General features: G+C 72.4%; 20 protein-coding genes and 1 riboswitch. Of the genes, 6 read left to right on the forward strand and 14 right to left on the reverse strand.

The genetic code is table 11. From position 1 onward, the window contains the following. Window positions 1-4: 4 nt before the first annotated feature. Window positions 5-1417, reverse strand: coding sequence for an FAD-dependent oxidoreductase (locus tag ACZ6C6_RS34510; RefSeq protein WP_469208751.1), 1413 nt, complete (start codon window positions 1415-1417; stop codon window positions 5-7). Window positions 1418-1489: 72 nt separating this feature from the next. Here ACZ6C6_RS34510 and ACZ6C6_RS34515 point away from each other — a divergent pair, with 72 nt between their 5' ends. Further along, on the forward strand, window positions 1490-2140 hold the full coding sequence (locus tag ACZ6C6_RS34515; protein ID WP_469208753.1) for a TetR/AcrR family transcriptional regulator C-terminal domain-containing protein: 651 nt from the start codon (window positions 1490-1492) through the stop codon (window positions 2138-2140). Between the two features lie 28 nt (window positions 2141-2168). Here the strand turns inward: ACZ6C6_RS34515 and ACZ6C6_RS34520 are convergent, their stop codons facing one another. Together ACZ6C6_RS34520 and ACZ6C6_RS34525 are read right to left on the reverse strand one after the other, a co-directional pair. Beyond that, the gene (locus ACZ6C6_RS34520; RefSeq protein WP_469208755.1) at window positions 2169-3218 is read right to left on the reverse strand and encodes a glucose 1-dehydrogenase; all 1050 of its coding nucleotides are present in this window, start codon (window positions 3216-3218) and stop codon (window positions 2169-2171) included. Between the two features lie 25 nt (window positions 3219-3243). Further along, the gene (locus tag ACZ6C6_RS34525) at window positions 3244-4599 is read right to left on the reverse strand and encodes a peptidase C39 family protein (RefSeq protein ID WP_469208757.1); all 1356 of its coding nucleotides are present in this window, start codon (window positions 4597-4599) and stop codon (window positions 3244-3246) included. Window positions 4600-4791: 192 nt separating this feature from the next. On the opposite strand from ACZ6C6_RS34525, the gene ACZ6C6_RS34530 reads away from it, so the two are divergent. Both ACZ6C6_RS34530 and ACZ6C6_RS34535 read left to right on the forward strand, forming a co-directional pair. Further along, window positions 4792-5376, forward strand: a complete 585-nt coding sequence (locus ACZ6C6_RS34530; RefSeq protein ID WP_469208758.1) for a uridine kinase family protein — start codon at window positions 4792-4794, stop codon at window positions 5374-5376. A gap of 381 nt (window positions 5377-5757) precedes the next feature. After that, window positions 5758-7647 carry an AAA family ATPase gene (locus ACZ6C6_RS34535; protein WP_469208760.1) on the forward strand — a complete coding sequence of 630 codons (1890 nt, stop codon included), beginning with the start codon at window positions 5758-5760 and terminating at the stop codon, window positions 7645-7647. 58 nt (window positions 7648-7705) lie between these two features. Here the strand turns inward: ACZ6C6_RS34535 and ACZ6C6_RS34540 are convergent, their stop codons facing one another. From ACZ6C6_RS34540 to ribD, 10 genes are all read right to left on the reverse strand, one after another. Next, a complete protein-coding gene (locus tag ACZ6C6_RS34540; protein ID WP_469208762.1) occupies window positions 7706-8803 on the reverse strand; it encodes a hemolysin family protein in 1098 nt (365 codons plus the stop codon). Next, a complete protein-coding gene (locus tag ACZ6C6_RS34545; protein WP_469208764.1) occupies window positions 8800-10161 on the reverse strand; it encodes a hemolysin family protein in 1362 nt (453 codons plus the stop codon). The genes ACZ6C6_RS34540 and ACZ6C6_RS34545 overlap by 4 nt, the downstream gene beginning before the upstream one ends. Before the next feature lie 186 nt (window positions 10162-10347). Continuing rightward, a complete protein-coding gene (locus tag ACZ6C6_RS34550; RefSeq protein ID WP_469208766.1) occupies window positions 10348-10812 on the reverse strand; it encodes a PH domain-containing protein in 465 nt (154 codons plus the stop codon). A gap of 25 nt (window positions 10813-10837) precedes the next feature. Beyond that, window positions 10838-11686, reverse strand: a complete 849-nt coding sequence (gene hisG, locus ACZ6C6_RS34555) for an ATP phosphoribosyltransferase (protein WP_469208768.1) — start codon at window positions 11684-11686, stop codon at window positions 10838-10840. A gap of 63 nt (window positions 11687-11749) precedes the next feature. Further along, complete coding sequence (locus ACZ6C6_RS34560) at window positions 11750-12022, reverse strand: phosphoribosyl-ATP diphosphatase (RefSeq protein WP_018103937.1); 273 nt, start codon at window positions 12020-12022, stop codon at window positions 11750-11752. 34 nt (window positions 12023-12056) lie between these two features. Continuing rightward, complete coding sequence (gene ribH, locus ACZ6C6_RS34565) at window positions 12057-12542, reverse strand: 6,7-dimethyl-8-ribityllumazine synthase (RefSeq protein WP_365684056.1); 486 nt, start codon at window positions 12540-12542, stop codon at window positions 12057-12059. A 29-nt stretch (window positions 12543-12571) separates the two neighbouring features. Next, entirely contained in the window at window positions 12572-13870 is a 1299-nt protein-coding gene (locus ACZ6C6_RS34570) for a bifunctional 3,4-dihydroxy-2-butanone-4-phosphate synthase/GTP cyclohydrolase II (RefSeq protein ID WP_469208771.1), read from the reverse strand. Further along, window positions 13867-14511: a nicotinamide mononucleotide transporter family protein gene (locus tag ACZ6C6_RS34575; protein WP_469208772.1), complete on the reverse strand. Its 645-nt coding sequence runs from the start codon at window positions 14509-14511 to the stop codon at window positions 13867-13869. Before ACZ6C6_RS34575 ends, ACZ6C6_RS34570 begins: the two co-directional genes overlap by 4 nt. After that, window positions 14508-15101: a riboflavin synthase gene (locus tag ACZ6C6_RS34580; RefSeq protein ID WP_469208774.1), complete on the reverse strand. Its 594-nt coding sequence runs from the start codon at window positions 15099-15101 to the stop codon at window positions 14508-14510. Before ACZ6C6_RS34580 ends, ACZ6C6_RS34575 begins: the two co-directional genes overlap by 4 nt. Continuing rightward, on the reverse strand, window positions 15102-16202 hold the full coding sequence (gene ribD, locus ACZ6C6_RS34585; RefSeq protein WP_469208776.1) for a bifunctional diaminohydroxyphosphoribosylaminopyrimidine deaminase/5-amino-6-(5-phosphoribosylamino)uracil reductase RibD: 1101 nt from the start codon (window positions 16200-16202) through the stop codon (window positions 15102-15104). A gap of 155 nt (window positions 16203-16357) precedes the next feature. Continuing rightward, window positions 16358-16488: riboswitch (FMN riboswitch) on the reverse strand. A 278-nt stretch (window positions 16489-16766) separates the two neighbouring features. Here ribD and ACZ6C6_RS34590 point away from each other — a divergent pair. Continuing rightward, a complete protein-coding gene (locus ACZ6C6_RS34590) occupies window positions 16767-19112 on the forward strand; it encodes a chitinase C-terminal domain-containing protein (protein ID WP_469208778.1) in 2346 nt (781 codons plus the stop codon). Window positions 19113-19203: 91 nt separating this feature from the next. Here ACZ6C6_RS34590 and ACZ6C6_RS34595 read toward each other — a convergent pair whose 3' ends face one another. Next, a complete protein-coding gene (locus ACZ6C6_RS34595) occupies window positions 19204-20376 on the reverse strand; it encodes an ROK family transcriptional regulator (RefSeq protein ID WP_469208779.1) in 1173 nt (390 codons plus the stop codon). A gap of 122 nt (window positions 20377-20498) precedes the next feature. Between ACZ6C6_RS34595 and ACZ6C6_RS34600 the strand changes: the two genes are divergently transcribed. Next, the gene (locus ACZ6C6_RS34600) at window positions 20499-21728 is read left to right on the forward strand and encodes an MFS transporter (RefSeq protein ID WP_469208782.1); all 1230 of its coding nucleotides are present in this window, start codon (window positions 20499-20501) and stop codon (window positions 21726-21728) included. A gap of 148 nt (window positions 21729-21876) precedes the next feature. After that, complete coding sequence (locus ACZ6C6_RS34605) at window positions 21877-23268, forward strand: uracil-xanthine permease family protein (protein WP_469208784.1); 1392 nt, start codon at window positions 21877-21879, stop codon at window positions 23266-23268. Window positions 23269-23277: the final 9 nt, after the last annotated feature.

The following is a 23277-nucleotide window of genomic DNA, read 5'->3' on the forward strand; positions in this document are numbered from 1 at the left end:
CGCGTCAGCCGGTCGTGGTGAACCGGCGCAGGTAGGCGTCCAGGCCCTCCGGCGCGGTGCCGGTCCAGCCGATGTACCCGTCCGGCCGCACGAGGAAGAGCCCCGTGCCGTACGCGCCGGGAGCGCTCCCGCTCACGACCCGGGCGACCGGTCCGCCCACGCCGCCGGGTGCGCCGGTCCCGAGGGCGAGCAGCGTCCAGTGCGGCCCCCGGAAGGCGTCGAAGAGCCGTACGCCGTCCACGGTCGCGTCGGGGGCGCGGTCGCCGGCCCGGAGCGCGTCCTCCGGGACCGCCTCCCGCGTCTCTTCGGTGAGCGAGGACTCGCGGTATCCGAGGCCCAGCTGGCGGGTGGCGCCGCCTCGGCGGACCTCGCCGCGGTGGACTCCGGTGGACAGGTCGAGCATCTGCGCGGCGACCGGGCGCCGTTCCTCCTCGTAGCTGTCCAGGAGCGCGGCCGGGGCACCGTCCGTCAGGACCGCGCCCAGCTTCCAGCCCAGGTTGTAGGCGTCCTGGACGCTGGTGTTCAGACCCTGGCCGCCCGCCGGGGAGTGCACATGCGCGGCGTCCCCCGCAAGGAAGACCCGGCCCGCCCGGAAGCGGTCGGCCAGGGCGGCGCGGGGGCGGAAGTCCGAGGCCCAGCGCACCTCGGTCACGGCCTCGGCGGGGATGTGCGAGCGCTCGGCGATCACCTTGCGGATGCCGTCCGGGGTGAGGTCGACGTCGGCACCCTCCGCGAACCGGGCCGTCACCTGGAAGTCCTCGGTCCCGGCCAGCGGCCAGACAGCGAGGAGATCGTGAGCGTCGCGGGGCGGGAAGATGTGCCAGTTGTCGCGGTCCAGACCGGCGATACGGACATCCGCGACCAGCATCGGGTTCGGGTCGACGGTCTCCCCCGTCATCCCGATGCCCAGCGCCCGGCGCACCGCCGACCGGCCACCGTCGGCGGCGACCAGATAGCGGCCGCGCACCGCACCTCCGCCGGAGAGCCGCACGGTGACGCCCTCCGCGTCCTGCGTGAGGCCGGCCGCCTCCCGGCCGAAGGCGATCCCGCCGCCCAGCTCGGCCAGCCGCGCGGCCAGGATCTCCTGGGTGCGCCACTGCGGCACCATCCACGGCTCGTCGTACGGCGAGTCCTCGCTCGGCTCGACCGGGTCGAAGAGGTGGTGCTCGCCGATCCGCTCTCCGTCGCGCCAGACCATGCCGACCGGGTAGGTGCCGCCCGCGGCGTGGATCGCGTCGATGACACCGAGGTCGTCGAAGACCTCCATGGTGCGGGGCTGGAGGCCCTTGCCCCGGGAGCCCGGGAACAGCGCGTCCGCGCGTTCCAGGACGAGCGCGGGCACACCGCGCCGGGCCAGGTCCACCGCGAGGGCGAGACCGGTGGGGCCCGCGCCGACGATCAGGACATCCGCGTCCATGACGATTCTCCTTAACGCTGTTAAGTGCTCGGTGGGCCCGAGGATGCCCTTAACGGCGTTAAGCTGTCAACCGTGAGTACCGAACGACGCGCCCCCCTCGACCGCCGACGGGTCGCGGACACGGCGCTGCGCCTGCTGAACGAGGTGGGCCTGGACGGGCTGACCCTGCGCGCCATCGCGAAGGAGCTGGACGTCAAGGCGCCCGCCCTGTACTGGCACTTCAAGGACAAGCAGGCGCTGCTGGACGAGATGGCGACCGAGATGTACCGGCGGATGGTCGCCGGCACCCGCATGGACCCGGCCGACACCTGGCGGGAGCGGCTGCTGAAGGCCAATCGCGGCCTGCGGACGTCCCTGCTCGGCTACCGGGACGGCGCCAGGGTGTTCAGCGGTTCGCGCTTCACGGGCGCGGTGCACGCGGAACAGATGGAGGAGACCCTGCGGCTGCTCACCGCCGCCGGGTTCACCCTGGCCCAGGCGGTGCGGGCGGCCACGACGACGTACACGTTCACGCTCGGCTTCGTCATCGAGGAGCAGGGCGTCGAGCCCCTGCCGGGCCGGCGCCGGGAAGGCTTCGACGTGTCCGAGCGCGCGCGGATGCTGGCCGCCTACCCGCTGGCCGCGGCGGCGGGCGCGGAGATCTTCGCGGACTTCGAGCAGCACTACGAGGAGGCGCTCGGCCTGGTGATCGCGGGCGTCGCGGCGGCCTACGGCGTCGACTGACGGCGGGCGCGGTTCCCCGGGGCCGCCGTCAGTCCAGATCGATGACGACCTTGATGTCCCCGTCCCGCACGGTGAACGCGTCGGCGGCGTCCCGCAGCGGCACCCGCCGGGTGATCATCCGCTCCAGCCAGGCCGGCTCGGCGCGGCCGAGGGCCTCGGCACCCGCGCGGTAGTGACGTGGATTGGCGTTGACCGAGCCGACCACGGCGACGTTTCCCCGCACCAGCTCGTTGTTGAGCGCGCCCGCCGCCACCGGCAGCCGGTGGGCCTCGGGCGACACACCGATCAGGCAGACGATCCCGTAGCTCGCGGTCCCCCGCATCGCCCCCAGGACCACGTCCCCGGCGCCCGTCGCCTCGATCACCACGTCGGGCCGGAGGGCGGCGGCCACGTCATCGACGGAGCCGCTGTGGTACGTGGCGCCCAGCCCGGCCACCAGACCTGGTTTCGGCCCCGAGGTCACCCGGTCGAGGACGTGGACGTCCAGCCCGCGCTGCCGGCCCAGCAACGCGGCGAGCAGGCCGATCGGCCCGGCGCCGGTGACCAGGACCCGCTCCGGCGCGAACCAGGAGCGCGCGCCGATCCGTTCGACCTGCTCCCACGCCTTGGCCAGCACGGTGGCCGGCTCCAGCAGCACGCCGACGCGCTCCAGGGACGGGTCGAGCCGGACCGCGTAATCGCTCTCGACGGTCCAGAACCGGCTGGCGTACCCGTGCCGCTCCTTGATCCCGCGCTCCGTGTACCGCCCGTTGCGGCACATGTCGAACGCGCCCCGGGCGCAGGCGCCGCACGGCTCCGGATCGGGGCGCCGCACGACGCCCACGACCAGGTCACCCGCGGCGAAGCCGCTCCCCGCGGGCGCCTGCCGCACCCGGCCCAGCGACTCATGACCGATGATCAGCCGGTCCTCGCCCTCCGGCGCCCGCCCCAGCTCACCGGCCACGATCTCCCGGTCCGTGCCGCAGACCCCCACGGAGATCCCGTCGACCAGGAGCTCCCCCACGCCCGGCACGGGGTCGGGGACCTCCCGGACCTCAAGGCTCCGGGCGGCCGAGGGCCGGACGGTCACGGCACGCATGGGTCCCCTTCCCGGATCGCCGGACTCAGACCAGCCCGAACGACCGCAGCGCCCGCCACTGCGCCGGGGTCGGGTGGGCCGGCCAGTAGACGTAACAGACCCCGCCGGTCCCGCTCCTGACCTTGCCGTTCGCGTCGTACCGCTTGGTGCGCAGCCAGATGGTCTCCCACTCGTGGCGCCGGTAGACGTGGCGGACCGCGTCGTCGTCCGGGGACGCGGGGTCGTTCGCGATGACGTCGCCGTCGGCGGTGAAGCCGATGACCGTCATCAGGTGGCCCGAGGTGCCGTAGCCCGCGCCGGTCAGCTCCTCCTTCAGGAAGGACTGCGAGGTGATGACGGGGATGCCCGCGCGGACCAGGGTCTCCACGTCGTTCAGGGAGCCGAGCCGGGTCACGGCGGCGCTCATGTCGTGGTAGGTGGCCGCGTAGGCGGCGTTGAACGGCCAGTTGCCGCAGCCCTCGTACTGGTTGTCGTACGTGAAGCGGGCGGCGTGGCAGACCGAGGGATCCTGTATGCCGGGCTCCACCCAGGACAGGTCCTCGGCGGAGGGCTTGCGGCCCCAGTACTCGATGATCATCTGCGAGGAGGTGGGGCTGCACCACGCCTCGCCGCCGTTGTCGTACTCCGGGTACTGCCCGACGTGGACGTTCTGCGAGTAGCGCGGCACCGGCAGCTCGCGGACCAGGCCCGGGGTGCTCGCGGGCACCGTGAAGCGGTCCGGGATGTCCGAGGCCATCGCGCCCACCCGCCATACCGTCGGGGTGAGGGGGCTGCCCGGGGTGCGGTACAGGGTCAGCCGGATGCGGTAGGACTCCAGGCGCAGGCCGCTCGCGGCGTCGTCCACCGAGAAGGTGTCCGTCCAGATGGAGCTCTTGCCGTCGCTCTGGTCGTCCACCGAGGTGCGGCGGATGTCTGCGTCACCGGCGGCCCAGCGGCCCATCACGTACCACGGGGTCCCGGTGCCGTCCGAGTAGCGGCCGCTCAGCTCGATCTGGATCCAGGTGCCGGCCGGGGTGTCCGCGTTCCAGGAGGCGATCACCTCGGTCGCGGGGACGCGGGAGACGTGGACGGGCGAGGTCCAGGTCGCGTACTCCCAGGCGGCGGTGGTGCCGGTGTGCGGGTCGGTGTAGTCCGTACGGCCCAGCGGGTGGGCGATGACCAGGCCGGCACGGCGGCCGGCGACCGCGCGGGTCCCGGCGCGGTCACCGCAGCGCCAGTCGGTGTACGTGGTCCAGGCGTGGTTGTCCACCGAGGGCGGCGCGGGCCGGGCGGGGCGCGGGGCCGCTGCCGCGGAGGCGGCGGACGACAGCGTTCCGGCACCGGCCGCCGCCACGACGGCGGCGGCGGCGAGCACGGTGCGGCGTGAGGTGGGACTGGGCATGGGCGAGACCCCCGGTCGTCGTCTGCGGAATGGGGCTGCGGTGCACGACAGTGGGCCAACTATCGCGGTTCGCGTCCTGGTTCGGCCAGTGATTCGCCCCGCGCCGATCAACCAATATTGGTCTCTACCACTGGCGTGACCTGCGGCTGGGCCGAACGGCCTACCGCCCGCCCCGGCTCGTAGGCTGGACGCATGAACGATCTCGCGCTCCACGCCGCGCGGCTCTCCGCCCTCCCGCCGTCCTGCGGACCGGTGCGGCTGGTCGCCGTCGACGGCCACGCGGGATCGGGCAAGAGCACCTTCACCGGCCGCCTCGCGACGGCACTCGGCGGCGCCCCCGTGCTGCATCTGGACGATCTCGCCACGCACGAGGAACTGTTCGCCTGGACGGGGCGGCTGCGCGAGCAGGTGACGGGTCCGCTCTCACGCGGCGAACCCGCGCGCTACGCGCCGTACGACTGGACGGCCCGGGCCTTCGGTCCGGTCAGGATCCTGGAGCCCGCGCCCGTCGTCCTGGTCGAGGGCGTCGGTGCCGGCCGGCGCGCCCTGCGGCCCCTGCTGGCGCGGCTGTTGTGGATGGACCTGCCCGCCGAGGAGTCCTGGGCGCGCGGCCGACGGCGCGACGGGCCGGGGCTGCGTTCGTTCTGGGACGGCTGGACGGCGGCCGAGAGCGCGCACTTCGCCTCCGACCCGTCGCGCCCCTGGGCGGACGTTCTGGTACGGCAGTTGCCTGTGGGGTACGAGTGGCTGGAGGGGCCCGTGCGGCAGCGGCGCTGAACCGTTCCGTCACCCGGTGTGACCGGCTCGCGCCGCCCTCTCGCGCCGCCGGAAAACGGCTCGGAAGTACCTCAACTCCGCTTGACCCGGGGGCGGTACAGGTCTTACGTTCTCAATGTGCGGCTTTTCGGAGCCCCCACAGACACGAAGCCCCCGGTTGTTCCCCCGTGACCGGGGGCTTCGTCCTGTGCTCCCGGCGTCTTTCGGACGCCCTCTTTCTCACCCTGGGTCACGGCGCCCCTCCGGCCTGCGGCACCCTTCGTCGGATACGCACCGCACAGGTACGATGCCTCTCGGTGCGGTCAATTCCCGTCCACGGCACAGCGATTCGGCGCGCTTTCGAGCGGCGGGACATCCGGGGGCACGTTTGTGGGGGACCTGATGGACTTCGGTACGCAGGGCGCGCAGGCCCCGGCCGACCTCGCCTGGCTGCGGGGCGTGGACGCCTACACGATGGGCGCGTATCCGCAGGCCGAGGAGGAGTTCCGGGCGGCCGTGGGCCAGGACCCCGGCATGGCGGACGCCTGGCTCGGGCTGCACGCCCTGCGCGTCGACACCGCGTCGGCGCTGCTGCACATGCACCGCCACCGCGACCGCTTCGGCGAACAGCGCACCCGGTACCGGCGCACGCTCAACTCCTGGTACTGGCTGGGCTGGTGGGTGCAGCCGGTGCTGGAGAGTCCGCGCGATCTGCTGCTGGCGCACGCCTCGCACTGGCTGGACGGCCGCCATGTCGCGGAGCTCGACCGGGCGCTGGCCGCACTGCCGCCGGTGGAGACCGATCCCCAGGTCCGCTTCTTGCACGCCTGCCGCTCCTACCTGGTCAAGGACTGGGAACAGCTCGTGCGCCACACCGAGCAGCTGATCGACGACCCCCTGCTGGGCATCGAGGCGGGGCTGTTCGGCGGGATGGCCCGGGTGCGCCTGGAGATGTACGGGCAGGCGGAGCCGATGCTCGCGACGGCCCTGATGCGCTGCCGCAGCGAGCAGCCGCAGCGCAAGGAGCTGCGCTACTGGCTGGCCCGCGCCCACGAGGGCACCGGCCGCAGCGCCGCCGCCCTCCCCCTCTACCGCGCCGTGCACCGCATCGACCCGGCCTTCATGGACACCTCCGCGCGCCTCGCGGCCATCGCGGACTACGACGGACTCGACGGCTCCGAGGACGTGCCCGGTCTCGCCTCCGTGTCCCTGACCGGCATGGAGGCGGACGCGTTCTACGCGGAGGGCGCCCCGCCACCGGGGGCCGACCAGGCGGTGGACGGGCGCGAACTGCCGCCCGGCGGCGAGCCGCAGGACGTGCCCGGCGCCGGGAGCGCCCCGCTGCCCGGCGGGGCGCGGGCCAAGTCCCCGGCGCAGCCGTTCCCGGCCGGGCCCAGCGACCCGGCGCTACTGGCCGAAGCACTGGCCGAACTGGAGCGGATGGTCGGCCTGGAACCGGTGAAGCGGCAGGTCAAGGCCCTCTCGGCGCAGCTCAACATGGCGCGCCTCCGGGCGGGCCAGGGGCTGCCCGTACAGCCGCCGAAGCGGCACTTCGTGTTCTCCGGACCGTCCGGCACCGGCAAGACGACCGTGGCCCGCATCCTGGGCCGGGTCTTCTACGCGCTGGGCCTGCTCGGCGGCGACCACCTCGTGGAGGCGCAACGGGCTGATCTGGTCGGCGAGTTCCTGGGCCAGACGGCCGTGAAGGCGAACGAGCTGATCGACTCGGCGCTGGGCGGGGTGCTGTTCGTGGACGAGGCGTACAGCCTGTCCAACTCCGGCTACAGCAAGGGCGACGCGTACGGCGACGAGGCGCTTCAGGTGCTGCTCAAGCGGGCCGAGGACAACCGGGACCACCTGGTCGTCATCCTGGCCGGCTATCCGGAGGGGATGGACCGGCTGCTGTCCACCAACCCCGGGCTCTCCTCGCGCTTCACCACCCGGGTGGACTTCCCCAGCTACCGCCCGCTGGAGCTCACCGCGATCGGCGAGGTGCTGGCCGCCGAGAACGGCGATGTGTGGGACGAGGAGTCGCTGGAGGAGCTGCGCTCGATCAGCGGCCATGTGGTGGACCAGGGCTGGCTGGACGAGCTGGGCAACGGCCGCTTCCTGCGGACGCTGTACGAGAAGAGCTGCGCCTATCGCGATCTCCGGCTCTCCGGCTGCACGACGATGCCGAGCCGGGACGACCTGGCCACGCTGCGGCTTCCGGACCTGATGCAGGCGTACGGCGAGGTCCTGTCGGGGCGCGGACCAGTGGGCCGGGGGCAGCAGGAGCCGCCGGGCATGTGAAACCGTGCCGCCCGCCACCGGAGCATGCGGTGGCGGGCGGCACGGACGGACGCGCAGCTCAGCCCACCAGGGCCCCCGCCCCGTCCGGGTCCGTCGTCCGCTCCTCCGTACGGCGCGGCTCCGCCACCCGGTGCGCCGGGTCGCGGACCTCGCCGACCAGCGTCTCCAGGACGTCCTCCATCGCGACCAGGCCGAGCACCCGGCCGGAGGCGTCCGCGACCTGGGCGAGGTGCGTGGCGGCGCGGCGCATCACGGTGAGGGCGTCGTCCAGCGGGAGTTCGGCCCGTACGGTGGCCATCGGGCGCCACAGCTGCTGGGGCACCGCGCGCTCCCGGTCCTCCAGGTCGAGGACGTCCTTGACGTGCAGGTAGCCCATGAAGGGGCCGCCGCCCTCGGCGCAGACCGGGAAGCGCGAGAAGCCCGTGCGGACCGTCAGCTCCTCGATGCGGCGCGGGGTGACCGAGGGGTCCACGGTCACCAGGGCCGCCCGGCGCAGCAGGACGTCGGTGACCGGGCGGCTGCCCAGCTCCAGCGCGTCCTCGAGGCGTTCCCGCGCCTCGGGCTCGATGAGACCGGCCTGCCCGGAGTCCTCCACGAGGCGGTTGAGCTGCTCGCTCGTGAAGACGGCCTCCACCTCGTCCTTCGGTTCGACGCCGAAGAGGCGGAGCACCAGCCGGGCACAGGCGCCCAGCGCGGCGGTGACCGGGCGGCAGAGCCGGGCGAAGCCGACGAGGCCGGGGCTCAGCCAGAGCGCGGTCTTCTCGGGCGCGGCCATCGCCAGGTTCTTCGGGACCATCTCGCCGATGACGAGGTGGAGGAAGACGACGAGGACGAGCGCGAGGACGTAGCCGAGCGGGTGGATCAGCCCCTCGGGCAGGTGCACGGCGGCGAACACCGGCTCCAGGAGGTGGGCGACGGTGGGTTCGGCGACGGCTCCGAGGGTCAGGGAGCAGATCGTGATGCCGAACTGGGCCGCCGCCATCATCTGCGGCAGGTGCTCCAGGCCGTACAGCACCTGGCGGGCACGGCCGGAACCGGCCGCGGCGAGGGGTTCGACCTGGCTGCGGCGTACGGAGACGAGCGAGAACTCCGCGCCGACGAAGAAGCCGTTCGCGAGGACCAGGAGTCCGGCGAAGACCAGCTGGACGAGGCTCATCGCGCCGCCTCCAGGACCGCGGGCTCCGGGGCGTCCGCACCGGCGGCACCGGCCGTCCGGACGAAGCGGACCTTCTCGGCGCGGTAGTGGCCGACCTGGCGGACCGCGATCCGCCAGCCGGGGAGTTCGGCCCGGTCGCCGGGGGCGGGGATGCGGCCCAGCAGATCGGCGACGAGCCCGGCGACCGTCTCGTACGGGCCGTCGGGCACGTCGAGTCCTATGCGGCGCAGGGTGAGGACCCGGCAGCTGCCCTCGGCTTCCCAGGCGGGACTGCCGTCCTCGGGCGGGGCGGGGGCCAGCTCGGGGCGGTCGGCGCCCTCGGCGTCGTGCTCGTCGCGGACCTCGCCGACCAGCTCCTCGATGATGTCCTCCAGGGTGACGACCCCGGCGGTGCCGCCGTACTCGTCGACCACGACGGCGATCGGCTGCTCCTTGCGCAGCCGCTGGAGGAGCTGTTCGACGGGCAGCGTCTCGGGCACCAGGAGCGGCGGCACGGCGATCCGGCCGGCCGTGGTGCGCAGCCGGTCGGGGGCCGGGACGGCCAGGGCGTCCTTGAGGTGGATCATGCCGACGACCTCGTCGATGCGTTCCCGGTAGACCGGGAAGCGAGACAGGCCGGTGGCGCGGGTGAGGTTGAGGACGTCCTCCGCGGTGGCGGAGGTCTGCAGGGCGCTGACCTTCACGCGCGGGGTCATGACGTGCTGGGCGGTGAGCCCGGCGAGCGACAGGGTCCGTACGAAGAGGTCGGCGGTGTCCTGTTCGAGGGTGCCCGCCTCGGCGGAGTGCCGGGCGAGGGAGACCAGCTCGCCCGGGGTGCGGGCGGAGGCCAGCTCCTCGGTGGGCTCGACGCCCAGGAGGCGTACGAGGCGGTTGGCCGCGGTGTTCAGGGCGCCGATGACCGGCCGGAAGAGGCGGGTGAAGCGGGCCTGCGGTCCGGCGACGAACCGGGCGACGGTCAGCGGGCGGGAGACCGCCCAGTTCTTCGGGACGAGTTCGCCGATGACCATCTGGACGGCCGCCGCGAGCAGCATGCCGGCCACCACGCTGACGGTGGGGACGACGCCGTCGGGCAGCCCGGTCAGGGCGAGGGGTCCGTCCAGCAGCTGGGCGAGCGCCGGTTCGGCGAGCATGCCGACCACCAGGGAGGTGATGGTGATGCCGAGCTGGGTGCCGGAGAGCTGGAAGGAGAGCTCGCGCAGGGCGTCGGTGACGGTGCGGGCCCGCCGGTCGCCCTCGGAGGCGGCGCGCTCGGCGTCCGCGCGTTCCACGGTGACGAGACCGAATTCGGCCGCCACGAAGAAGCCGTTGGCGAGGATGAGAAGGAATGCCGCGCTGAGCAGCAAGAGGGGGGTTGTCATGCCGCCGCCTCCGCTGAGGGGGCGGCGCAGGTACTACCGGACGATCCGTCCATTGCTGGAGGGAGTCACTCCTCGGGTCGCAGGAAAATCCCCGCCGGCCGCGTGGGCCTTCGGGCGGGGCGGGGCGCGCACGGGGCGCCACCGCCCTCCAGAGTAATCAACGGGAGGCCGTACGGGGGAGGGGGCTCAGCCGTTGTCCGTGCCCGTGCCGCGGCTCTCGGCGAGGGCGCGGAGCGCACGCGTGTCCTGGATGGCGCGCTGTTTGGCGATGCCGGGCTGGATGCCGAGGACGGGCATGCTGGTGCCGTCGCTGAGGTCGAGGAAGACCCACGGGTCTCCCACCCGCAGGTTGACGCGGACGATCTCGGCCCAGGAGAGACGGCGGCTGCGCGTGAGGTTGACCACCGTCACGCCCTCCTCGTCCGCGACGACCTTGGGACGGCTCAGCAGCGCCAGGACCCCGAAGAAGAGCAGCGCGGTGAAGACGAAGCTGACCCGCTCTCCCCCGCTGAGCTGTTCGAGGGTGAAGGCGACGACGGTGATGACGGCGAACATCACCGCGCCGACGGTCAGCAGGACCACCCGGGTGCGGGTCGGCCGGAAGGTGACCGGCAGGGCCGGCGGCCCGGGCGGCGGTGTCGGGGCTGACATCGTGCTCTTCTTCCGTCTCCCGCCGTCAGAGACGGCAGGCGTGGATCGCGGTGGTGAGGATGGCGCGGGCGCCGAGGTCGTACAGGTCGTCCATGATCCGCTGCGCCTCGGCGGCGGCGACCATCGAGCGGACGGCCACCCAGCCCTCGTGGTGCAGCGGGGAGATGGTCGGCGACTCCAGGCCCGGGGTGAGGGCCACGGCGCGCTCCAGGTGCTCGACGCGGCAGTCGTAGTCCATCATCACGTAGCTGCGGGCCACCAGGACGCCCTGGAGGCGGCGCAGGAACTGCTGGACCTTGGGCTCCTCGGCGGGGGCGCCGGTACGCCGGATCACGACGGCCTCGGAGGTCATGATGGGCTCGCCGATGACGTCGAGGCCCGCGTTGCGCAGGCTGGTGCCGGTCTCCACGACGTCCGCGATGACCTGGGCGACGCCGAGTTCGATGGCGGTCTCGACGGCGCCGTCGAGGTGGACGACGGAGGCGTTGACCCCGGCCTCGGCGAGGTGCTTGGCGACGATGCCCTCGTAGGAGGTGGCGATCGTCAGGCCGTCGAAGTCCTCGGGTCCGGTGACGGTCCCGGGCTTGGTGGCGTAACGGAAGGTGGAGCGGGCGAAGCCGAGCTGGAGGATCTCCTCGGCCTGGGCGCCGGAGTCCAGCAGCAGGTCACGGCCGGTGATGCCGATGTCGAGGCGGCCCGAGCTGACGTAGATCGCGATGTCGCGGGGGCGCAGGTAGAAGAACTCGACCTCGTTGGCGGGGTCCACCAGGACGAGTTCCTTCGACTCCTTGCGCTGCTTGTAGCCCGCCTCATGGAGCATCGCCATCGCAGGCCCGGAGATAGCACCCTTGTTGGGGACGGCGATGCGCAGCATGAGGTCGGGTTTCCTTTGCGAAGGGTGTGGCGGGATGACGTACGGGAGGGTGCGGGGCCTGGCTCAGAGGTGGGCGTAGACGTCGTCCAGGGAGATCCCGCGCGCGACCATCATCACCTGGACGTGGTACAGCAGCTGCGAGATCTCCTCGGCGGCGGCGTCCTTGCTCTCGTGCTCGGCGGCCATCCAGACTTCGGCGGCCTCCTCGACGACCTTCTTGCCGATGGCATGGACCCCCTTCTCCACCAGTTCGGCGGTGCGGGAGGTGGAGGGGTCGCCGTTGGCGGCCTTGAGCTGCAGCTCGGCGAAGAGCTCTTCGAAGGTTTTGTTCGCCATGATGTGCTCAGAATACGGGGTGCCGCGCCCGCACTCAGCGCCAGGGTTCGCTGACCGAGCGCAGTGTGGCGGCGGTGGCGACCGCGGCGGTGACCGCTTCGTGCCCCTTGTCCTCGTTGGACCCGTCGAGACCGGCGCGGTCGAGCGCCTGCTCCTCGTTGTCGCACGTGAGTACGCCGAAGCCGACCGGGACGCCGGTGTCGACGGCGACCTGGGTCAGGCCGTTGGTGACGCCGTGGGACACGTATTCGAAGTGCGGTGTGCCGCCGCGGATGATCACACCGAGGGCGACGATCGCGTCGTACCCGCGCCCGGCCAGCACCTTCGCGACGACGGGGAGCTCGAAGCTGCCCGGGACGCGCAGCAGCGTCGGCTCGTCGATGCCCAGCTCGTGCAGGGCGCGCAGGGCCCCGTCGACCAGCCCGTCCATGACCTTCTCGTGCCACTGCGCGGCGACGACCGCCACACGGAGGTCACCGCAGTTGCGTACGGACAGTTCGGGTGCGCCCTTGCCGCTCATGTCTCTCCTGGGTTCTCTGTACGGGAGTGCTACTGGTTGCCGCAGGCGGACGCGGGGACCGCGTCGAGCCAGGGCAGGTCGTGTCCCATGCGGTCGCGCTTGGTGCGCAGGTACCGCAGGTTGTGCTCACCGGCCTGGACGGGCATCGGCTCGCGCCCGGTGACGGTCAGGCCGTGCCGGGTGAGCGCGGCGGTCTTGTCCGGGTTGTTCGTCATCAGGCGCAGGCTGCGCACGCCGAGGTCCGCGAGGATCTGTGCGCCGGCCGCGTAGTCCCGGGCGTCGGCGGGCAGGCCGAGCTCCAGGTTGGCGTCGAGCGTGTCGACGCCGCGCTCCTGGAGCTCGTACGCGCGGAGCTTGGAGAGCAGGCCGATGCCCCGGCCCTCGTGGCCGCGGAGGTAGACGACGACGCCGCGGCCCTCGTCCGTGATCCGCTCCATGGAGGCGTGCAGCTGGGGCCCGCAGTCGCAGCGCTCGGAGGCGAAGATGTCGCCGGTCAGGCACTCGGAGTGGACCCGGACCAGGACGTCGTCGCCGTCCCCGAGGTCGCCGTGGACCAGCGCGACGTGTTCGACGCCGTCCACGGTGGAGCGGTAGCCGTACGCGGTGAACGCGCCGAAGCGGGTGGGGAGCCGCACCTCGGCCTCGCGGCGGACGGTGGGCTCGCTGCTGCGGCGGTACGCGATCAGGTCCTCGATGGAGATGATCGTGAGGCCGTGCTTGCGGGCGAACGGCACCAGCTGGGGCAGCCGCAGCATGACGCCGTCCTCGCCCGCGATCTCGACGATCGCCCCGGCGGGCCGGAGTCCGGCGAGCCGGGCGAGGTCGACGGCGGCCTCGGTGTGGCCGTTGCGCACGAGGACCCCGCCGGAACGGGCACGCAGCGGGAAGACGTGACCGGGGCGCACGAAGTCGCCGGGCCCCGCCACACCGTCGGCGAGCAGCCGGAGCGTGGTGGCCCGGTCGGCGGCGGAGATGCCGGTGGAGACGCCGTGGGCGGCCGTGGCGTCGACGGAGACGGTGAAGGCGGTCTTCATCGACTCGGTGTTGCGATCCACCATCTGGGGCAGTTCGAGCCGTTCCAGCTCGTCGTTCTCCATGGGCGCGCAGATCAGTCCGCGGCACTCGCTCATCATGAACGCGACGATCTCGGGCGTGGCCTTCTCGGCGGCGATGACGAGGTCGCCCTCGTTCTCGCGGTCCTCGTCGTCCACGACCACGACGGGCCGGCCCGCCGCGATGTCGCGGATGGCCTGCTCGACGGGGTCGAGGGCCAGGTCCTCGACGGGCACTTCGTGTTCCCGGTGCAACCAGGTGGGCTGGGCAGTCATGCCGTGGCTCCTTCCAGAGCGGGTGTCCGCGTGCGCAGCCACCAGTCGCGCATGCCCCACAGGACGAGGGCGCCGTAGACGACGTAGATGAGACCGGAGAAGGCGAGCCCGCTGTGGAAGTTCAGCGGGACGCCGACGAGGTCGACCAGGAGCCAGGCGAACCAGAACTCGACCATGCCGCGCGCCTGGGCGAGCATCGCGACCAGCGTGCCCGCGAAGATGTAGGCGTCCGCCCACGGGCTCCAGGAGAGCGAGGGGAAGACGGTGAACAGGCCGCCGACCGCGAGGGTGCCGAGGGCCGCCCCGCCGACCAGGTAACCGCGTTCGCGCCAGGTGGCGAACCGGACCGCTATGGAGCCGTCCTGGGCCTGCTGCCTGCCCCGGGTCCACTGCTGCCAGCCCCAGACGGCGACCGCGATGACGATGACCTGCTTGCCGACGCTGCCCGCCTGCTGGACGGAGCCGTTGGCGGCGACCAGCACGACGCCGGACAGGAGCTGGGCGGGCCAGGTCCAGATGGAGCGCAGCCAGCCGAGCGCGAGGGCGATCAGGCCGACGGTGTTGCCGATCATGTCGGACCAGATGATGTGCTGGTCGAGGACGGTGAACGCCTCGGAGTTCAGCCAGTGCAGCGCGCTCACTTCGTGTCCCCCAGCAGCCGCTCGACGTACTTCGCGATGACGTCCACTTCGAGGTTGACCGGGTCGCCGGGCCCCTTGATGCCGAGCGTGGTCAGCGCCAGGGTGGTCGGGATGAGGCTGATGGTGAAGTAGTCGGGTCCGGCGTCCACCACGGTCAGGCTGACGCCGTCGACGGTGATCGAGCCCTTCTCCACCACGTACCGGGTGAGGGCGGCCGGGAGCGAGATCTTGACGATCTCCCAGTTCTCGGAGGGCCGGCGCTCCAGGATGCGGCCGGTGCCGTCGACGTGGCCCTGGACGATGTGGCCGCCGAGTCGTCCGCCGAGCGCCATGGGACGTTCGAGGTTGACGCGGGAGCCGGTGGTCAGGGCGCCGAGGCTGGAGCGGTTCAGCGTCTCGGCCATCACATCGGCGGTGAACTCGTGCTCGCCGAGGTCCACGACGGTCAGGCAGACGCCGTTGACGGCGATGGAGTCCCCGTGCTTGGCGCCCTCGGTGACGACGGGTCCGCGCAGGCGGAAGCGGGAGGCGTCGTCCAGTTGCTCGACGGCGGTGACCTCGCCCAGTTCTTCGACGATTCCGGTGAACATTCAGTTCTCCTTCCGGGCGGGGCCGGGGACGGCGGTGACGCGCAGATCGGGGCCGATGCGGACGGTCTCCGTCACGTCGAGGCGCAACGCCTCGGTGATCGTGGAGATTCCGGCGTCGGCGAGGGCGGCGGGGCCCGCGCCGATGAGGACGGGGGCGAGATAGCCGACGACCTTGTCGACGAATCCCGCGGCGACGAAGGCGCCGGCCAGGACCGGGCCGCCTTCGAGGAGTACGGAGCGCACGCCGCGCTCGTGGAGGGCGGCGAGCAGGGCGGCCGGGTCGAGGCCGGGCCCGCCGGCCGCGCGGGGCAGGCGCAGGACCACCTCGTCGGGCAGGTGACCGGTGTCCGCGTCGTCGGCGACCGCGACCAGGGTGGGCGCGGTGGCGTCGAGGACCCGGGCGCCCGGCCGTACGGCGGTGGCGCGGGTGTCCAGGACGACGCGCAGGGGCTGGACGGCACCGTCGATGCCGCGGACCGCGAGCTGGGGGTCGTCGGCGCGGGCGGTGCCGGAGCCCACGAGGACCGCGTCGGCCTCGGCGCGCAGCCGGTGCACGTCGGCCCGGGACTCGGCGGAGCTGATCCAGCGGCTGGTGCCGTCGGCGGCGGCGACCCGGCCGTCCAGGCTCGCCGCGTACTTCCAGGTGACGTGCGGGCGGCCGCGGCGGACGGCGGTGAGCCAGGCCGCGTTGCCCGCCTCGGCCTCGTCGGCGAGGAGGCCCGCCTCGGCCCGGACACCGGCCGCGCGGAGCGTTTCGGCGCCTCCGATGGCCTGCGGGTTCGGGTCGCCGACCGCGTACACGACACGGGCGATCCCGGCCTCGATGAGCGCCCGGGCGCAGGGGCCGGTGCGGCCGGTGTGGTTACAGGGTTCGAGGGTGACGTAGGCGGTCCCGCCCCGGGCCCGGTCGCCGGCCGCGCGCAGGGCGTGGATCTCGGCGTGGGGGCCGCCGGCGCGCTGGTGGAAGCCCTCGCCCGCGGTCGCTCCGGCTGCGTCGAGGACGACGCAGCCCACGACCGGGTTGGGGCTGGTGGAGCCGAGGCCGCGGGCGGCGAGCGCGATCGCTCGGCGCATGGCGGTGATGTCGGCTGCGGTGTCCACCGGGTCCTCCTGCCTCTTCGGGCACGGACTCCGGGGCCTGTCGATGACGACAGAAGAAGCGGAACGCACGACAGGGACGCCTGAAGCCGGAAAACACGGAGGGGTCCGGTGATCCGGAACCTCCGCCGACGGCGGCGTACCCGCGAAACGGCCCGCCGCGCACTGCCTCCCATCCGGACTTTAACCGTCGGTCCAGGAATTTCACCTGGTCAACCGGCCGCTGGATGCGGACGGGTCGCGGACTGTAACCGCCGGTTCGGAATTGCACCGACCCCGGAGTGCGCTGCTGCTGGTACACGATCAGTGTGCCACGACCCGGCAGGAGCCAACCGGGTGAACGCTGTGGAGTGGCTCACAGACAGCACGTGACAAGAACTCTTTCGGACATCCGTACAGGAAAGTCCCGTGATTGGTCCAGACCTATTGACGCACTGGTCTAGTCCTCTTAATCTCTGCGTCACCTCCGAGGAGCGGTTCCGCGGTGTGCGCACGCCCGGGACCAGGCACGACCCACCCCCCTTTTGTTCAGTTGTGTTCTGCCGACCTCCCCAGGAGGAACCGAACGTGCTGTCCCCCACCCGTGCGAGAGCCTCGCTCCTCGCCGTCGGCGCAGGCATCGCCGCGCTGCTGATCGGCTCGCTCTCCGCGACCCCCTCGCAAGCCGCCGACCAGGAGTCCTGTCGCCCCGACGGGCTCTACGAGACGCCGGGCGTCTCCGTCCCCTACTGCTCCGTGTACGACTCCGAGGGCCGCGAGAAGATGGGCGCCGACCACCCCCGGCGCGTCATCGGCTACTTCACCAACTGGCGGACCGGCAAGGACGGGAAGCCCGCCTACCTGGCCTCCGACATCCCCTGGGACAAGGTCACCCACCTCAACTACGCCTTCGCCCACGTCGACGGGGCGAACAAGCTCTCCGTGGGCGCGGATGGACCGGAAAACGCCTCCACCGGGATGACCTGGCCGGGCGTCAAGGGCGCCGAAATGGACCCGGGCCTCCCCTACAAGGGCCACTTCAACCTGCTCGGCAAGTTCAAGAAGCAGTACCCGAACGTGAAGACGATGGTCTCCGTCGGCGGCTGGGCCGAGACGGGCGGCTACTTCGGCGACGACGGCGAGCGGGTCGGCTCGGGCGGCTTCTACTCGATGGCCACCAACGCCGACGGCTCGGTCAACCAGGCCGGGATCGACACGTTCGCGGACTCGGCGGTCGACTTCATCCGGAAGTACGGCTTCAACGGCGTCGACATCGACTACGAGTACCCGACCACGATGAAGGACGCGGGCAACCCGCTGGACTGGACGCTGTCCAACGCCCGCCGCGCCGGCCTGGTCAAGGGCTACGCCGCGCTGATGAAGACCCTGCGCGAGAAGCTGGACCGGGCGTCCGCCGCCGACGGCCACCACTACCTGCTCAGCGTCGCCGCCCCCTCCTCGGGCTACCTGCTGCGCGGCATGGAGACGTTCCAGGTCCAGAAGTACCTGGACTACGTCAACATCATGTCGTACGACCTGCACGGCGCCTGGAACGAGTACGTCGGCCCCAACGCGGCGCTCTACGACGACGGCAAGGACGCGGAACTCGCCCAGGCGAGCGTCTACTCGACCTCGCAGTACGGCGGCACCGGCTACCTCAACACGGACTGGGCCTACCACTACTTCCGCGGTTCGATGCCGTCCGGCCGCATCAACATCGGCCTGCCGTACTACACCCGCGGCTTCAAGAACGTGCAGGGCGGCACCAACGGCCTGTGGGGCAAGGCGGCTTCGACCGACTGCCCGGCCGGTGCGGGGCTGACCAAGTGCGGCGACGGTGCCGTCGGCATCGACAACCTCTGGCACGACCTGGACACCAACGGCAAGGAGTCGCCGGCCGGGTCCAACCCGATGTGGCACGCCAAGAACCTGGAGAAGGGCATCGTCGGCGACTACGTCACGGACTACGGGTTCCCCGCGGACACGAAGCTGACCGGCACCTACGCCCGCAACTACGACTCGACGCTGGTCGCGCCGTGGCTGTGGAACGCCGAGAAGAAGGTCTTCCTCTCCACCGAGGACGAACAGTCCGTGCAGGCCAAGGCGGACTACGTCGCCGACAAGGGCATCGGCGGCACGATGATCTGGGAGCTGGCCGGCGACTACGGCTGGAACGCGGAGAAGGGCCAGTACGAGCCCGGCTCCACGCTCACCTCGACCATGTACGACACCTTCAAGAAGGCCGCGCCGTACGGGGCGAAGCGCTCCACGATCGACCTGCCGACGCAGGCGCTGGACATCGACGTCTCCTTCGGCCAGTTCCCGCTGGGCGACTCCAACTACCCGATCAGCCCCAAGCTGACGATCACCAACCACACCAAGGCGACGCTGCCGGGCGGTACGGAGTTCCAGTTCGACTACTCCACCTCGGCGCCCGCCAACGCCAAGGACCAGTCCGGCTTCGGTACGACGATCGTGCGCAGTGACCACACCGCCGCGAACAACGTCGGCGGGCTGAAGGGCGACTACAACCGCGTCTCGCTGAAGCTGCCGTCCTGGCAGAGCCTGGCGCCCGGCGCGTCGGTCCAGGTCGACTTCGTGTACTACCTGCCGACGTCCACGCCGTCCAACTGGACGGTGACCTTCGGCGGCAAGTCCTACGCGCTGGCGGCGGACCTGGCCCGTGGCACGACCGTGGTCGAGCCGGGCACGGGCTCCACCCCGGCGCCCGACCCGTCCGGCTCCACCGGCCCGAGCCCCGACCCGTCGGGCGGCACGTGCGCGGCGGCGGCGTGGAGCGCGACCGCGGAGTACGGCACCGGTACGACGGTGAGCCAGGACGGGCACCAGTGGAAGGCGAAGTGGTGGACGAAGGGCGAGAAGCCCGGCACCACCGGCGAGTGGGGGGTCTGGCAGGACCTGGGCGCCTGCTGAACCCCGTCTTTCCCAGCCCGTCCGGCGTGTGAGGACGGAACCGGTCCACCGGTCCGGGGCAGCTCGCGAGGGCCCCGGGCCGGGACCGGGATCAGGCGCTCGGGGCGAACAGCGCGTCCTGCGCCGCGTCGCGTGCCGCGAGCAGCGCCCCCCGGCGGACCGCCGTGCCGCCCAGCAGCCCCGCCCGCACCCCGGTGCGCAGCGGGGACATCGCGGCCAGCCGCTCCTCGACACGGGCGGCCAAGGCGCTGCCCCCGGCGTGGCCCACCTCGCCGGAGAGCAGGACGAGCCCCGGGTCGAGGACCGAGGCCACCGCCGCGGCGCCCAGCGCGATCCGGTCGGCCAGGGCGCCAAGGAAGCCCTCGCTGTCGCCCTCCCCCGCGAGCGCCGCCCGGACGGCCGCCGCCGCGCCGGGTTCCTGCCCCTCCCCCGTCACGGCGATGCCGTACGTGGCGGCCAGCTCGCACAGCGGGGCCGAGGCGGCCAGTGAGTGGAGACCCCCCTCGCAATTGACGGCCGAGGGCGTGCCCGCCGTGCCCGGGACCGGCAGGAAGCCGAGTTCGCCCGCACCGCCCGAGGCACCCCGGCGCACCCTGCCGTCGAGCATGACCGCCGCCCCCACCCCGTGGCCCAGCCAGATCAGGACGAACGTGTCGTGGTCACGGGCCGCGCCGACCCGGTGTTCGGCGACGGCCGCGAGGTTCGTCTCGTTCTCGACCAGCACCGTCGCCGGCAGCCGCTCCTGGAGCGCCCGGACGAGGCTGCGGTGCCAGGACGGCAGTCCGCTGCTGTCCCGCAGCTCCCCCGTGACCGGGTCGATCAGCCCGGGCGCGCCGATGCCGACGCTGTGCAGGGGGGCGCTCCCCGCGCTGCGGACGGTGGCCGTCAGCAGGGCGACGGCCTGTTCCACGGCGTCCTCCTCCGCCTCACCGACCGGCAGCGTCGCCTCGGCCAGCGTCGCGCCCAGCAGATCGGCGACGACGACGGCGACGCTGTCGGTGCGCACGTCGAGCCCGGCCAGCAGCGCGCGGTCCGCGACGATGCCGTAGAGCCGGGCGTTGGGCCCCCGGCGGTCGGCCCCGGTCTCGCCGACGACATGGATCAGACCGGCGTCCCGGAGGCGTTCCACGAGGTCCGCGACGGTGGGCCGGGAGAGCCCGGTCAGGGTCTTCAACTGCGTGGCCGTCAGGGGGCCGTCCTGCTGGAGGAGCCGCAGGGCGAGCCGGTCGTTGATGGCCCGGGCGGTGCTCGGTGATGCGGGCATGCCGGAATCCTTCCAGATCACCGCCGAACCGGAGACGTGCGGGCGGTCTATTTATCAGGCAGGGTTCCTGATAGTTTATCGCCCGCATCGTGGAACAGGACTTCAGGGGAGGGCACGGCGGTATGACAACCACATCCACGGCTACGGTCTTCGGCACCAAGGAGGTGCGGCGGGCCAGGTATGCCATCGCGTCCGTCTTCACCGTGCACGGTGCGGTGACCGGCAGTTTCGCCACCCGGGTCCCCTGGATCCAGGACCACGCGGGCGTGAGCGCGGGTCAGCTGGGCCTCGCCCTGGCCTTCCCCGCGATCGGCGCCTCGGTCGCGATGCCGCTGGCCGGGGCGGTGAGCCACCGCTTCGGCGCGCGGACCGCCCTGCGCGGCCTGCTGAGTCTGTGGACGCTGGCGCTGATCCTGCCCGCCCTGGCGCCCAACCTGCTCACCCTGTGCGCGGCACTCTTCGTGTACGGAGCCTCGTCCGGCATGTCCGACGTGGCGATGAACGCGCTCGGGGTCGAGGTGGAGAACCGCCTCGACAAGTCGATCATGTCCGGACTGCACGGCATGTGGAGCGTGGGCGCCCTGCTGGGCTCGGCGGCGGGCACGGTGGCCGCCCACGCGGGCACGGACGCCCGGCTGCACCACGTGACAGCCGCCCTGCTGCTGACCGTGCTCGGCCTGACCGCCTGCCAGTGGGTGTTCGACCTGCGCAGCCAGCCGGACGAGGAGCCGCCGCCGCGCTTCGCGCTGCCGCCGAAGTCGGCCCTGATCATCGGCGCGGTGGGCTTCTGCGCGGTCTTCGCCGAGGGGGCCAGCCTCGACTGGTCGGCGGTCTACCTCCGCGACACGCTGGACAGCTCGGCCGGTCTCGCGGCGGTGGCCACCACCGCGTTCGCGCTGACGATGGCGATCGCCCGGATCGCCGGAGACCGCGTGGTCGACCGCTTCGGCGCGGTGCGCACCGTACGGGCCGGCGGCGTCCTGGCCACGGCGGGCGGGGTCCTGGTGGTCACGGCCCCGCACGTGGCGCTCGCGATGTGCGGGTTCGGGATGATGGGACTCGGCATCGCCGTGGTGGTCCCGCTCGCCTTCGCGGCGGCCGGGCGCAGCGGGCCCAAGCCGGCCCAGGCCATCGCGGGCGTCGCGACGATCACGTACACCTCGGGCCTCATCGCCCCTTCGGCCATCGGTTCGCTGGCCGAGGCGACCTCGCTGGTCGTGTCGTTCGGCCTGGTGTCGGTGCTGGCGTTCGGCCTGGTCCTGGGGGCCGGCGTGCTGCGGGCCGGCGACCGCAAGCCGACGTCCCGGGGTGCGGTGGTACCGGACACGGCGGCGGGCGGCACCGGCGCCTGACCCCTCCCCCGGGAGCCGCGGCACCGGCGAACCGGAACGGGTGGGTCCGGCCGAGGGGCGTGGACCGGACGGCACTACCATGGCGCTGATCTTTTCCGCGACGAGCGCCGTGTCCACGGGCTCACGCACCTACACACAGGGAGCAACCATGGGCCTCGGCGTGCGCTGGACCTTGCACGGCGACGGAAAGACGCCCGCACCGGGAGCGGTGGTCCGCCCCGACGAGCGGCTCTCCTGGCCCCGCACCTTCGGGCTCGGCGCCCAGCACGTGGTCGCCATGTTCGGCGCCTCGTTCGTCTCGCCGGTGCTGATGGGGCTCGACCCCAACCTGGCGATCATGATGTCGGGTGTCGCGACGGCCATCTTCCTGCTGGCCACGCGCGGCCAGGTGCCGAGCTATCTGGGCTGTTCGCTCTCGTTCGTCGGGGTCGCGGCGACGATCCGGGCCAGCGGCGGCGACAGCGCGGTGGTGACCGGCGCGGTCTTCGTGGTCGGCGTGGTGCTGTTCCTGGCCGGTCTCGCCGTGCAGCGGTTCGGCGCGCGGATCATCCACGCGGCGATGCCGCCCGTGGTCACGGGCGCGGTGGTCATGCTCATCGGGTTCAACCTGGCGCCGGTGACCGCGTCGACGTACTGGCCGCAGGACCAGTGGACGGCCCTCCTCGTGATGCTGTTCACCGGTCTGGCCGTGGTGTGCCTGCGGGGGTTCTTCTCGCGTATCGCGATCTTCCTGGGGCTGGTCTTCGGTTACGTCCTGTCCTGGCTGCTCGACCTGGTCTTCGGCAAGATCCACTCCCCGGCCGGCGGCGCCGAGTCCGTGGACCACTGGCGGCTGGACCTGTCGGGCGTCGGGAAGGCCGACTGGATCGGGCTGCCCTCGTTCCACGCGCCGAGCTTCGAGTGGTCGGCGATCCTGGTCGCCCTGCCCGTCGTCATCGCCCTGATCGCGGAGAACGCCGGGCATGTGAAGGCGGTCGGCGAGATGACCGGCCGCTCGCTGGACGGCAAGCTTGGCACGGCCATCGCGGCGGACGGCGCCGCCTCGATGCTGTCGACGGCGGTGGGCGGCCCGCCGAACACCACGTACTCCGAGAACATCGGCGTGATGGCCGCGACCCGGGTGTACTCCACCGCCGCCTACTGGGCCGCCGCCTGCTTCGCCCTGCTCTTCGGCCTCTGCCCGAAGTTCGGCGCGGTCGTGGCGGCGATCCCGGGCGGGGTGCTCGGCGGCATCACGGTCATCCTGTACGGCATGATCGGCCTGCTCGGCGCCCAGATCTGGCTGAACGCCAAGGTGGACCTGCGCAATCCGCTGAACCTGGTGCCGGCCGCGGCGGGCATCATCATCGGCGTCGGCGGGGTCAGCCTGAAGATCACGGACAACTTCGAGCTGAGCGGGATCGCCCTCGGCACCATCGTCGTGATCACCGGCTACCACGTGCTGCGCGCCTTCGCCCCGGCGCACCTCAAGACCCAGGAGCCGCTGCTCGACTCGGGGACGTCGGCGTACGACGAGGAGCCCCCGGCCACGCATTCGTGACCGGGGCCC

It is taken from the genome of Streptomyces sp. NPDC041814 (assembly GCF_055590565.1).